Origin of the sequence: Pseudoalteromonas sp. SG41-2, from assembly GCF_014164535.1 — a bacterium.
GTDB classification, from domain to species: Bacteria; Pseudomonadota; Gammaproteobacteria; order Enterobacterales; family Alteromonadaceae; genus Pseudoalteromonas; species Pseudoalteromonas rhizosphaerae.
On sequence record NZ_JACJFK010000019.1, the window covers coordinates 60,989 to 74,534 of the forward strand.

The following is a 13,546-nucleotide window of genomic DNA, read 5'->3' on the forward strand; positions in this document are numbered from 1 at the left end:
GCCCTTAAAATAATTGTTCAATGCTACAGTTCATGACCTCATTAAACTGTTGGCATCATCATTACTGCAACCAAAAGCAACTATGCTTATATTGATGGCGCTGTTGTATCACCCCCTGAAAATACCTAACACATCCTATAAATAGCACGTGAAATACCGTGTAATAGTTTTATTTCCATTATTGCTCTACTTTTACAGATTAAAAAGTTAGTTAATTAGTAACAGTAGGAATACCAAGCATGGCTGTGAGGCATATATTTAATAATTTTGAAAAATTACGCAGCACTAATAAACAACTAAATGGCAGTCAGCTCAATAATAGTGAACTTGCTTAAAAGGACTTTTAGAGCTAATACCTCTAGAGCCGCTTCAATACTATAAGGAATATAATAATGGCTAAGAAACCCAAAAATCTCAGTATTAAAACGCTAGCAACTGCTAACAATGTGCCATGTTGGTCAAATGACAAAGATGTTGAACTAGCCTGCCAGCGGTTAACTGAAATGTTTGTTGGCCTTGGTCAAGTGCCGCGTATAGAAAAAGGTCAACAGCCAGCACAACGAGCTGTATTTAGAAAGCAACATGGCATCGCTTACGGCCACTTTATTATCAATCCAGATATAGACCCACAATTTAAAATTGGCATTTTTGCAGACAAAGAATACGAATGTGCAGTGCGCTTTTCAAGTGATACGTTACCATCATCACCAGATTTACACAGCACATTAGGATTGGCAGTGAAGCTCTTTGGAGTAGATGGGCCAAAGCTAATTGGCGAAGGTGATACCGCAGATTTTATTTTTCAAAATATGGATCGGTTTTTCACCAAAAATGCGCAACAGATGTGCCAATTCACCACTGCAGGCGTGATCGATAAAAACTATGATGCCTATTTAAATAATCCAAAACACATACAAACAGCCAATATTTTACAGGCTATGCAAAAAGTTGAAGCAAGCTGTTTAAGCGCTAATTATTGGGCAATATTACCGTTCAAATTAGGCGAACAACAGATTGTAAAATATCGCTTAGTGCCTGAAGGCAGTGAACTTGGCGCACCAAGTATCGATAATAATTACCTCGCTTTAGATTTGCAGCGACGTTTACGTCAAGGCAGTGCAACATTTCGCTTTGAAGTACAATTAAGAACAAACCCAAAAACAATGCCACTTGATGATGCACAAGCCGTATGGAGCTGTGAAGAAAGCCCATACGTATGTATTGCGCGGCTGCATTTAGCACAACAAAATATTACCGCGATTGGTCAAGCTGAGCTTGGTAATAACTTAGCGTTTAATATTTGGCGTACTTTAGCCGCCCATGAGCCTCTAGGTAGCATTGCATTGGCTCGAAAGTCAGCCTATGCGGCCAGTGCTCATGCCCGACATACAGCCAACGGTCAGCAGCTACAAGAGCCTAAACAGTTAAGTGAATTTAAGCCACAGCAAGATCAAGATACTGACTCTGAGTGTATTGTTTATGCCGGTATTTATCCGCCTATTGGTGTAATGCGCGTGGGTAATAGTAAAAAAGGCTACTTTATTGGCCCGCAACAACCGCAGCCCATAGCTCATACTGATGAATACAGTTACCGAGATAAAACAGGTGCATTAAAGCGCCAAGCAGCTGAGTTTAGAATTTACGGTTTTAATGCCGCTGGTAAAGCGATAAAAGAACTAACCCTCGATAATGCAGACATTACTTGGCATGCTGAATTAGCAAATCAAAAAGCCTGCTGGTACGAATTTCAAATTGCTTTAGATATTCCAGAAGCTGCAGATGCGCCGCCATCGTTACTGCGTAATAACAATGTAGCCGATCGTAGCAAGCTGTTAATCAAAGGGGGCAAACACAGTATAAGCGGCAAAAACGTAAAATCTAAGCATGAGTTTATTGGCCAATTTATGGATCAGGATGTGTATTTAGGAGAAATGCGCAGTGATCAATACGGTCGCTTACTCATGCTCGGTGGTCATGGCGTGTCACGCAACGTAAACGGCGATATAGCCATTACCTTTGCAAATAATGAAGGCTGGTATGATGACACCTCAGATGGCCCAATTACAGCAGAGGTTGTATATCAGGGGATATCGCTAAGAGTAGAACCCGCTTGGGTTATTTGCGCGCCACCGGATTATGCACCGATGCAAAAATCAGTACGCACCATGTGGGATTTAATGCGCGATGTTGCTGTAGATGCTGGTATGCTGGCAAGACCACAGCGACCTTCCTTTAGTAACGACATTCAACCCATATTTGACCGAATGACGGATTTACAATGGGTTAATGACGGATTTGCTGGCGCATTTGGCTGGGGGGGTCAGTTTAATTACACCACCAATGAATGGCTAGAAAAGCTTAGCGATCCCTCTCCTGCCTATCAGGAATTACGCCGTACACTGTCTAATAACTTTCGTCGTTTTGATGTTCCCGGTGCGCAAGCTCCACAACTATGGCCTTGGCTGTATGGCGACGCGATTAGCATTCCTCCCACGGGCTCAGTGCGCCAGCATGCAACGCTATCAAATTTGCAGTTGAGCTTTTTAGAGCAATGGGTGAAAGGTGATTTTATTAATGATTACACTCCTCAATCAGCTTGTCCGGCACATGCAAATGTAACCGCGTTAGATGATTATCCAATTGCTGAGCAGCCAGAACTACTTACTCGCGGCGCGATGGAGTTTTGCCTTGCTGATGCATTTCACCCGGGCTGTGAAATGACTTGGCCAATGCGAACTGCAGGCATGTATATGTCGGCATTTCGACTCAAACACGCCCAAGCGGACTTACAAAGTGACCGTTACTATTATGGTCCTGTGATGAATAGCGACGTTTATACCCTCGCGCAAGGACCTTTATTTGGTGGTCAAGTAGCAGGCGGGATAACACGCTGGATGGCTATTCCTTGGCAAACTGATACCGCGAGCTGTAGAGATGGCTACAGCTCTGAGTACGATCCATTTTTACCGACATTTTGGCCTGCTCGAGTGCCAAATCAAATAATGAATCAGTTCCGCTATCAACAAGTGCTTGATACCTCATTACCTGACAGTACTCGTCAACAGGCTTTTGCTTATCGTACTGATTGGCTTGATGATTTACCTCTGCACGGTAATCCTGCCACATATACAAACCAAATCAATAGTATGATAGACAACTTTGCTGAACTTGCGATTGTACAACCGCATATCGGCGTAATAGGCGATGCACAATTTCCTAGCGCAATGCAGGTTGGTATATTGCCCAACAATCCACAAAATGAGGCACAAGTTAACTTAGCGAGTAAAGCGATACAGCATACAAAAGCGACTCTCTCGGCTGAACATGCTTCACATCGTAGTCAAACCAACTTAGGTGTTACCGAAAAAGCGAGCCGTTTTCATCGCAACAAAGGACGCTAAAGCAATGCTGCAAGAGACCGAATTACAAACGGATGTTGTGATCATTGGTGCAGGTGTGGCAGGCTGTATCGCCGCACTTGCTTTATGTGATTCATATCAAGTTACTTTGATTGATAAGTCTGAGATGCCCGAAGAGCGAATTGGTGAATGCTTAGCACCTGCCGCACGGCGTATTTTACAACAGTTAGATTTGTTAACTGAATTTGAAAACCAACTGATGGCCAACGTACTTACCCCACAGCATTTACACAATGCAGGATTGCAAATAAGTTGGGGCCAATCAACACCCTATGTTACTGATAATCTCAGTAACCCGGATGGTTTGGGTTGGCGCTTGGATCGTCAAGTATTTGAGAGCTTTTTACGCGAAAAAGCGCTGCAACGGGGTGTCCGCTGTATTTGGCCTGCCAAATTAGCACACAGCGAATACCAAGGGCAACGCTGGCAAATAACACTAACACAGTTACAACAAGAGCAAACAATCAACATTGCGAGTCAATTCGTAATTGATGCCACTGGCCGAGAGGCTCATTTTGCAAAAAAATACACCGCTCGCAAACAACATGACCGTCTAATATCTTGCTGGGCAACCGTGGCTAATACTATTGAAAATCAACTAGGCAGCATTTGTGCCACGCAAAACGGCTGGTGGTACAGTGCACCATTACCAAACCAACGTCGTGTTTTAGCATTTCAAACGGATCCGGATTTGCTGACCAAAGGCTTACAACGTGATACAAAGTTATTTACTCAACATGCGCAATGTTATGCCAATCAAGCGAAGATTCTCGATGTATGCCAACAGCCAATAACACTGCACGGTATCGTCAGCGCGAACTCCACTCGCTTAGAGTGTTTTGCAGGCCAACAATGGGCCGCTTTAGGTGATGCAGCACTGAGCTTTGACCCAATCTCATCACAAGGAATTTTTAATGCGATGGCAAGTGCCATGCAACTTGCCGATCTGATGAAAAAACTCGAGATAGTCAATAAAATAGAACACGATAGCCAGCTACAATTTAAAAAACTATACCAGCAACAAATAGAACAGATTTGGCATCGTTATTTAGATCACAAACGCTATTTTTACGCTCAAGAGCAACGCTGGTCAAACAGTCCTTTTTGGCAGCGCAGACAGCAGCCGAGTAGTATAAAAGTATATACGGCTAACTCACTTTGACTGGTAAATAAACCTCAGCATTTAAACCGCCTTCAGGGCGATTAACCAGTTTTACTTTACCACCATGCATATCAACTATGCGCTTAATGATCGCAAGCCCTAACCCACTACCTTCACTGCCTCGCGCAGCATCGCCTTGTTTAAAAGGTTCAAATACCGTTTCAAGTTCACTTTCAGGAATACCTGGGCCATGATCTTTTACAATCACCATAGCGTATTTTTTATCACGACTTAGCGCAGTTTCAACATCAATATCACCATCCGAATAACGAATCGCATTTTCAATCATGTTGGTAATAACTCGCTTGATTGCCACCATACTTAAAGGAATGCTACTAATACTAGGATTTTCGCTAAAAGTGATAGTGCGTTGATGTTTTTGTTCTGAATGCACCACTTCTGACACTATCGCGTTGAGATCTTCAAGCGCTAACTCCTCACGTTTGTGATGACGCAAATACTCAATAAACTGATCAATAATGGCATTCATGTCTTCAATATCGTAGATGATCCCTTCACGCAGATAATCTTCTTCATCCGACATCATTTCGGTAGCAAGGCGAATGCGCGTCAGCGGCGTACGTAAATCATGAGACACCCCAGCCATAAGTAGACGGCGATCGTTCTCAAGCGCTGCTATACCACGTGACATTTGATTAAATGCGCGGGTTACTTCGATGACTTCAGTTGAGCCGTGTTCCTCTAATTTTGTAGAAAAATCTCCAACCCCTACTTTTACCGCCGCTTGTTGTAGCGCTTTTAAAGGTCGATTCAAATGACGTGCGAACAGCCAACCACCGAGTACACTTAAAAAGCCGATACTAGATAAATAAAAGGTTAGAAATTCGAGATTATTTTCTTTAAAACCAGTTAGCGGTACTTTAACCCAGTAACCCGGTGCTTGCGGCGCTTCTACCCAATAAACAAGCGGATCTGTTTGGCTAATACGCACTCGGGCTGAACCATTTAGTTGCTCTGACATACTACGCGACAACATTGAATATTCACGAGTTTGCGCCAAACCTTCGCTCATCGCTTGGCGCTGGGTCATGACTTCGATACCGGTTATTTCAAAAAACTTTTCAGACACCTCATCACTTATTTCAACGCCATCTTCCCAGTCTATAAACACAGTTTTGATTTGTTTTGCGAGAATAAGGTTAACTTGCTCAATAGTAGGCTTAACTACGTAAAGGCTAACCGTGATGTAAGACACTACTTGGTTGATCAACAATAGTGCCGCAACTAAAAACACCGTTTGTCCAAATGCACTTTTGGGAAACATACTCATTATGGCTATTTTTCACCATCTGGAACAAATACGTAACCTAAGCCCCATACAGTTTGAATATAACGTGGATTAGCGGCATCGACTTCGATCATGCGACGCAAACGTGAGACTTGTACATCGATACTACGCTCTAATGCACTGTAATCTCGACCACGCGCTAAGTTCATTAACTTATCACGACTAAGCGGCTCTCGTGGATGTGTAACAAGCGCTTTCAATACCGCAAACTCACCACTGGTCAACGACATGGTTTTGTCGCCTTGGCTCATTTCACGGGTGGCTAAATTAAGCGAAAACTCACCAAACGAAATATGATTTTCTTCTGCTGACGGTGCACCTGGCACTTCTTTTGAACGACGACGCAAAATGGCTTTAATACGCGCTAATAATTCACGCGGGTTAAATGGTTTCGGGATGTAATCATCAGCACCAAGCTCTAAACCGATAATACGATCAACCTCATCACCTTTGGCAGTTAACATGACAATTGGAATTTCATTTTCTTTTTGGCGTAACCGCTGACAGATAGATAAGCCATCTTCACCGGGTAACATTAAATCAAGTACCATCAAGTGAAAGTTTTCACGCTCTAACAGCCGATCCATTTGTTCTGAATTAGCAGCTGTACGCACAATAAATCCTTGTTCTACCAAGTAGCGCTCTAACAAGCTGCGTAAGCGCATATCATCATCAACGACTAATACTTTTGTGGTTTCATGTCCCATCACTTTCATTCTTATTTTTCTGTACTGTTATGATTAATATAAATGAAAAACATGATAATAAAAAACTAATTAGGTCACTAGATTGTTACTGAACATTTCAAGCCCACAAAAATGCTGGCGAGAACAAAAATCAGCTCGACAAGCCAACAAGATTTTTATACCTTGCCTAGGTGTTTCTCAAGGTAATAATTTAAACGTGAAAACTAATTTAATCACCCGCGAAGGGTATTTACAGCTGCAACAAGAACACGACCACTTATGGAATGTTAAACGCCCTGAAGTCACAAAAATAGTGAGCTGGGCTGCTAGCCTTGGTGACCGTTCAGAAAATGCTGATTACCAGTACAATAAACGTTTGTTAAGACAAATAGATCGTCGCGTGCGGTATTTACGCAAACGCATGCCAGATCTAAAAATAATTGATTACTCGCCGCAGCAAGCTGGTAAAGTGTTTTTTGGTGCATGGGTCGAAATAGAAAATGAACAAGGTGAAGTGCTGAAGTTTCGCATTGTTGGCCCTGATGAGATTTATGACCGCAAAGATTATATCTCGATTGATTCGCCGATGGCGCGCGCATTATTGAAAAAACAAGTGGATGATGAGTTTTATGTTACAACTCCGCAGGGCAAAAAAGAGTGGTACGTTAACAGTATCAGTTACTCTGGGGCTTCATAAATCCTCAGTAAAACGATAGATCCTCGCTTCTCATTATTCAGATAAGGTTAATTATTGATTGTCTAAAGTGAATTTGTAGACTATAAATAAAAGTACTCAAGTAAAGCATTTCGCGCTTGAGTTGAATATTAGAAGGTAGTAGTTATGTCAAACGTAATACATCGCATAGTAAGTAATGCCGTGTTATTTACACTCTTAATGAGTGTGAGTTTGACTGTAATTGCTCAAGGTCTTGACGACCACGACCATTTATCCCCAACCGCAAACTATGTTGCTTGTGACATTCCTGACCAAGCTAATCTTGACGTTGACTTAGACACACACGTTGACGGGATCTCTATCAGGGTGCTTCAACCACTCCCTGAAAACATTTTATCACTTTATGTGAGTACCACTTTCGTACAACCTTTTAGCTATGCGTATCAGCGTGGACCACCGGCTTATTTTATTTAATTTATCGCTTAAAAACTTGATTAAATTTAATAACATAATTGGTGATTACTATGGCTAACTTTAAAGAACTTCGTACTCAAGACATTTCTAAAGGCGTTTTATCTCACACTTACCGTGACACTCAGCCGTTAATTGATTTAACGTCTCCGGCTTTGAAAATGGTCAATAATTTTACTCAAAAAGACCCGCTACGTGCTCATTTTGAAACCAGCATTGTTGATGCATTAAAACAGATCACTAGCCAACATACAGACTTTATTTTAGTAGTAGATGACAAAGAAAAATTACTTGGTATAGCATCTAGTGCGGATCTACAAAGCTCAAAAATTATGATTTTAGCACAGCGCTTAAATGTACCTCGCAACGAAGTTAACTTACTTCATGTAATGACACCACTTAGCCACTTAACTGGCGTAAGTATGCAAAGCTTAAGCTATGCTTGTATTGGTGATGCACTACAAACAATGGAACAAAACGGTATTATGTTTTTACTGGTTACTACCGCACATAATGAAATTTGTGGTTTAATTTCAGCTCGAGAAATTGCTAAAACATTACAAATTCCGTTACATATCACCCCTATCGCGCACAGTTTTAGTGAAGTAATGCAACATATTGAACACCCTCATTAAGCACTGATACATGTTTAATTGAACCACCTCTTTAAAAGGCCTTAAAGTATATAAATAGCATACTTTAAGGCCTTTTTATTAAGCCCTGCTGTGATATTATTCAAGCAATTAATTACGCCAAAACTATCGTTCTGGTCTTCAAATTGTTTAATAAGGTTTTTGCATGAGCAATATCTCTGCACGTTTAGCCACTGAGCTGAATGCTCAAGAGCAACAAGTTATAGCTGCTACAAAATTACTCGATGAAGGTTCAACAGTGCCTTTTATTGCCCGCTATCGTAAAGAAGTAACGGGTGGTTTAGACGATACCCAATTACGATTGTTAGAGCAGCGTTTATCGTATTTAAGAGAGCTGGAAGAACGTAGAGCCTTCATTCTTTCGACGATTAAAGCGCAAGATAAACTCACCACCAGCTTAGCTGCCGATATTAATAATGCGGACAGCAAGACTGAACTTGAAGATTTATATTTACCTTACAAAGCTAAGCGCCGCACTAAGGGGCAAATTGCTATTGAAGCTGGTCTTGAGCCGTTAGCGAATGCTTTATTTAATGATGCTTCTTTAGATCCTGAGCAACAAGCCGCTGGCTACCTAAATGCAGAAGCCGGCTTTGCTGATGAAAAAGCAGTTCTGGATGGCGCTAAATTTATTTTAATGGAACGCTTTGCTGAAGATGCCAAGCTGCTCGCCAAATTTCGTAGTCACATCAGTCAGCACGGTCAAATCGAAGCAAGCTTAATCAAAGGCCAAGAACAAGCTGGCGCTAAATACCGCGATTATTTTGAGCATCAAGAAGCGCTTAAAAAAGTGCCTTCGCACCGCGCTTTAGCTATGTTGCGCGCGCGCAACGAGGGTATTCTACAGTTAACAATCAACCCTGAGCCAAGTTCAGAAAACCCGGCCCATATGTGTGCCGTGATGATTGCCGATCATTACCGCCTTGATATTAACAACCAAGTAGCCAGCCCTTGGTTACTCACTGTCGTGCAGTGGGCCTGGAAAATTAAGCTAGGCTTACATTTAGAAAACGAATTTTTAGCAGCCATGCGTGAAAAAGCCGAAACAGGCGCTATCGATGTGTTCGCTAAAAACTTAAAAGACTTACTTATGGCTGCCCCTGCTGGGCCTCGCATAACATTGGGCCTAGATCCTGGTCTGCGCACTGGCTGTAAAATTGCCGTTGTTGATAGCACTGGTAAGTTATTAGCCACACAAACTATCTTCCCACATGCACCACAAAATCATTGGGATAAGTCAGTACGAACGCTAGAGCAGTTATGCCGCCAACATAAAGTCGAACTAATCGCTATTGGTAACGGCACCGCTTCACGCGAATCAGACAAACTGGTTGCTGAATTAATCAAAGCAAATAGCGAGCTAAAACTCAATAAAATTATGGTCAGTGAAGCTGGCGCATCGGTGTATTCAGCATCAGAATTTGCTGCTAATGAGTTTCCTGATTTAGATGTGTCGTTACGTGGTGCGGTTTCAATTGCGCGTCGCTTACAAGATCCACTGGCTGAACTTGTGAAAGTGGAGCCTAAGTCAATTGGTGTAGGTCAATATCAGCACGATGTATCACAAAGCCAACTAGGGCAAACTCTGACTTCTGTTGTTGAAGATTGTGTGAACTCGGTAGGTGTAGATTTAAATATGGCCTCAGTGCCATTGCTTGCGCGTGTTTCAGGGTTAAATAAAACCTTAGCGCAAAATATTGTTAATTATCGCGATGCTAACGGTTCATTCACTAAACGCTCAGAGCTAAAGAAAGTAGAGCGTTTAGGGCCAAAAGCATTTGAACAAGCCGCCGGTTTCTTAAAAATTAGTAATGGCAGCGACCCACTTGATAAATCATCAGTTCACCCGGAAGCTTACCCTATCGTTAAACGCATTTGTGAACAAAATAGTCTCGATGTAAATAACCTAATTGGTAACTCAGAGCTGCTGAATAAGTTAGTTGCCAATGACTACATTGATGATAAATTTGGCTTACCAACGGTTACCGACATCATCAGTGAACTTGATAAACCTGGACGCGACCCTCGTCCTGATTTTAAAACAGCAGAGTTTAAAGCAGGTGTTGAAAAAATCAGTGACTTAAAGCCAGGGATGATTTTAGAAGGCGTGGTTTCAAACGTAGCTAACTTTGGTGCTTTTGTTGATGTGGGTGTGCACCAAGATGGTTTAGTACATATTTCAGCGATCACTAATAAGTTTATCTCTGATCCGCGTGAAGTAGTTAAAGCAGGTGATATTGTAAAAGTAAAAGTAGTGGAAGTTGACGCTGCCCGTAAACGTATTAGTTTTACCATGCGTTTAGACGATGACATTGATACCAGCAATAAACCTGCTCCATCAGTCAGTCAAAAGCCGCAAGCCAATAATCGTAACAATGCTCAGCAACCTCGCGCTGCAAAACCAACACGCGATACCGGTAATACAATGATGGGTAATGCATTTGCAGACGCCTTCGCAAATGCAAAAGTGAAAAAATAACGCTTAAGCAAAAACGCCACAAACTCAGTTTGTGGCGTTTGCAATTCTGCTATTTAAATCCGATTTAAAAATAATAACGAAATGCTGCTGCTGCGATGTCAGCGTATTCATCGGTGTAACTGTAGGAAGCAGTAAACGTTATTTTTTCAGTGACTGCGTAATTTATACCCGCTTTTAACAGGAGGTTATTTTCACTTTCAGCATCATGTAAACGTACATAACCAGCACCTACGCCATGTAAACGTTCATAACCAACGCCTGCATTTACTTCAAATTGTTCGCTCAATAAATGTCGAATTTGTGCAGTTACTTCAAAGGAGTCAGCTGTTTCTGAACCTTCATAGTATGTTTTTGAAACATCAAAAACATTACCATCAGATTCAAGTCTATGTACAAATGTTTCCTCAGTCTTAACCTTACTTTTCCCATACTTCAGGGCATAGTCAACAGAAGTTTCTCTTGAAAAATGTTGAATGTATCCAAAGCCAACATTATAACGAGTTAAACTCATATCCGTTGTTTCATAGTAAGAATCTGTCATATTAGATGTATAAGTGCCATCTGGTAGAGGAGCAAATGATGTAAATGTAGTAGTGCTAGAATAGTCAACACGACTTTGAGAATACGAGCCTGTCACGAACCAACTTTCAAAAATTTGTTTGCTAAGATTAATAACGTACCCATCGTAGCCAGAATACATTGGGCTGTCAGGGTCCGTTTTATCATTGCTTTTAATGTCAGTTTTTGTATAGCCAACTTCAACATAATCGTAGCTTAAAAGTGATGCTTGGTTTGCTGCGGCGGTGATTGAGAAAAGTGATAAAGCCCCTGCTAATACTGCATATTTCATTTAATTGTCTTCCATACTAAAGTCGCCACAAAATCTATTTGCGGCGATTTTAATTTTTTATTTCAAGATTAAAAGTAAAAGCGTAACGTCACTGCAATGTCTGCGTACTCATCAACGTAACGGTATGAAGCACCTAAAATTGCTTTTTCAGTCAAGGTATAATTAAAACCCGCTTTTAAAACAACGTTATTGTCACTTTCTTCATCATGTAAACGCTCGTAGCCAAGTCCCGCGTTGACTTCAAATTTATCCGTGACTAAATGCCTAACTTGCACATTAGCAGAGAGGATATCAGCACTATCTGAGTCCGAGTAACCTGATTCTGACGATGAGAATACTTGGCCATTAAACCTTTCTTCGACGAGGTTTATGAAGTCAGTGCTGTACTTCAGTCTACCTAGATTGATACTGTAATCTAAATTGGTAACTGCAGATAAACGTTGAATATAACCCGCACTGAGCTCTAATCTAGTAAATTCAGCGTCTAGCTTTCCTTCAGTGTATAACTGTGACGTTCCGACATACTCACCGTTTTGAAAGATATCACGATAATCCTCAGAGACACTATTTGACAGATCATCTGATGTGCTTGCATATAAACCGGTTAGATACCAATTACTACTTACTTGCTTGCTAAGCTTAACTGCATAGCCATCAAAGCTAAGTTCATCCAAGCCATCTACGTCCATTTTTGCATAGCCAACTTCGACATAGTCATAACTTAAGCCAGCCGTTTCATTCGCCACCGCTGTTATTGAAAAAAGTGATAAAGCACCTGCGATTACTGCATATTTCATTTAATTGTCTTCCATACTAAAAATCGTAGGGAAAATAGCAGTTACAGTAATGTTTCACAATTAAGTGCATACATCTTTAGGTAAATAAATGTGAATAACCACACTTAAAAAATGATTTATTTGGATTTAAATTGAGGAAACACATATTACGAGAGAGCAACTATATGGTTGCAGAAAAGCCAGACTGTCCATAAGGCGAGGTGGCGGCTTGATAAAACTGCGCAATGCGACCTGCACGCTGCTCAACTTCAATATCGCGCTTAGCCGTTGCGGTTTCTGATTCAGCAGTAGCTGCAACTTTCTCATCCTTTGTTAATTCGTTATCTACTTTGAACGATACTGATTGCGTACTGCTTTCATCATCACTGTCTATATTACTAAGCTCTGCTTGCGCTGCAGCGAGCTTTTGAGTGGCATCAGCAGCAATCGAACGATCAGCACCAGAAGGCTCTGCCGGCGCTAAAGCTGCAGCACGTACCGTTTGCATTTTCTCTATTGTAGCTCGCGGGTCACCTGCTATTTCAGCAACGTCAATTTGTACTTCGCCACCAACAGCGTAATTGGTACCATCAGGTCCGCGTTGGTACTCATAACTTGGCGAACCTGCGTGTTGACCACCAACTGATGAGTGAGCTTGCTCATGAATACGTACTTCAATATCACGCGCTTTTAACTCTTTAATTTGCTCAGCGTCTTGTTGCTCTTGCTGAGCTACTTGCTCTTTTTGCTTTGCTTCTTTCTCTGTATCTTGTTGTTGCTGTTCATTTTGCTCTGGGTTTTGCTCTGCATCTCCCTGCTGACGCTCTTGAATTACTTTTTCGTCGGCAAGTTTACCCTTGGCATCATAAGTGCCGGTATCAGTTGTACCGGGTTGTTTAGTTTTTTCATTATCACCAAGCGCTTTGTTTTCAGCATTAGTCGGTTTTGTAGCTGCAGGTGGCGGGATAACTTCCCGAAGTTGGTTGTCACGCCGAGCGGTTTCCGTATAAACATTTGCGGTGTTTATATTAATATTTGGAAATGGCGTGACAATGTTCATGGCAA

The 13,546-nt window shown here is 41.6% G+C and carries 11 protein-coding genes; 6 read left to right on the top strand and 5 right to left on the bottom strand.

Features of this window, described 5'->3' with window-relative positions; translation table 11 throughout:
- The first annotated feature begins 392 nt into the window (after positions 1-392).
- Both H5186_RS15475 and H5186_RS15480 read left to right on the top strand, forming a co-directional pair.
- Entirely contained in the window at positions 393-3,401 is a 3,009-nt protein-coding gene (locus H5186_RS15475; protein ID WP_182794647.1) for a LodA/GoxA family CTQ-dependent oxidase, read from the top strand.
- A gap of 4 nt (positions 3,402-3,405) precedes the next feature.
- Positions 3,406-4,581: a tryptophan 7-halogenase gene (locus H5186_RS15480; protein WP_182762146.1), complete on the top strand. Its 1,176-nt coding sequence runs from the start codon at positions 3,406-3,408 to the stop codon at positions 4,579-4,581.
- Here the strand turns inward: H5186_RS15480 and envZ are convergent.
- Positions 4,568-5,872, bottom strand: a complete 1,305-nt coding sequence (gene envZ, locus H5186_RS15485; RefSeq protein ID WP_182794648.1) for a two-component system sensor histidine kinase EnvZ — start codon at positions 5,870-5,872, stop codon at positions 4,568-4,570. The two genes, H5186_RS15480 and envZ, sit on opposite strands and share 14 nt — an antisense overlap.
- 5 nt (positions 5,873-5,877) lie before the next feature.
- Positions 5,878-6,597: a two-component system response regulator OmpR gene (gene ompR, locus H5186_RS15490; protein WP_145242004.1), complete on the bottom strand. Its 720-nt coding sequence runs from the start codon at positions 6,595-6,597 to the stop codon at positions 5,878-5,880.
- Positions 6,598-6,793: 196 nt separating this feature from the next.
- On the opposite strand from ompR, the gene greB reads away from it, so the two are divergent.
- The 4 genes from greB (at position 6,794) to H5186_RS15510 (ending at position 10,855) form a co-directional block, all read left to right on the top strand.
- Entirely contained in the window at positions 6,794-7,273 is a 480-nt protein-coding gene (greB, locus tag H5186_RS15495) for a transcription elongation factor GreB (protein ID WP_182719096.1), read from the top strand.
- 144 nt (positions 7,274-7,417) lie between these two features.
- Complete coding sequence (locus H5186_RS15500; RefSeq protein WP_182794649.1) at positions 7,418-7,726, top strand: hypothetical protein; 309 nt, start codon at positions 7,418-7,420, stop codon at positions 7,724-7,726.
- Between the two features lie 50 nt (positions 7,727-7,776).
- Positions 7,777-8,358, top strand: coding sequence for a CBS domain-containing protein (locus H5186_RS15505; RefSeq protein ID WP_145242533.1), 582 nt, complete (start codon positions 7,777-7,779; stop codon positions 8,356-8,358).
- A 163-nt stretch (positions 8,359-8,521) separates the two neighbouring features.
- Positions 8,522-10,855: a Tex family protein gene (locus tag H5186_RS15510; protein ID WP_182794650.1), complete on the top strand. Its 2,334-nt coding sequence runs from the start codon at positions 8,522-8,524 to the stop codon at positions 10,853-10,855.
- A 64-nt stretch (positions 10,856-10,919) separates the two neighbouring features.
- Here the strand turns inward: H5186_RS15510 and H5186_RS15515 are convergent, their stop codons facing one another.
- The 3 genes from H5186_RS15515 to H5186_RS15525 form a co-directional block, all read right to left on the bottom strand.
- On the bottom strand, positions 10,920-11,705 hold the full coding sequence (locus H5186_RS15515) for an outer membrane beta-barrel protein (protein WP_182794651.1): 786 nt from the start codon (positions 11,703-11,705) through the stop codon (positions 10,920-10,922).
- A 68-nt stretch (positions 11,706-11,773) separates the two neighbouring features.
- The gene (locus tag H5186_RS15520) at positions 11,774-12,502 is read right to left on the bottom strand and encodes a hypothetical protein (protein ID WP_182719094.1); all 729 of its coding nucleotides are present in this window, start codon (positions 12,500-12,502) and stop codon (positions 11,774-11,776) included.
- A 160-nt stretch (positions 12,503-12,662) separates the two neighbouring features.
- Complete coding sequence (locus H5186_RS15525; protein WP_182740427.1) at positions 12,663-13,541, bottom strand: putative metalloprotease CJM1_0395 family protein; 879 nt, start codon at positions 13,539-13,541, stop codon at positions 12,663-12,665.
- Positions 13,542-13,546 lie beyond the last annotated feature (5 nt).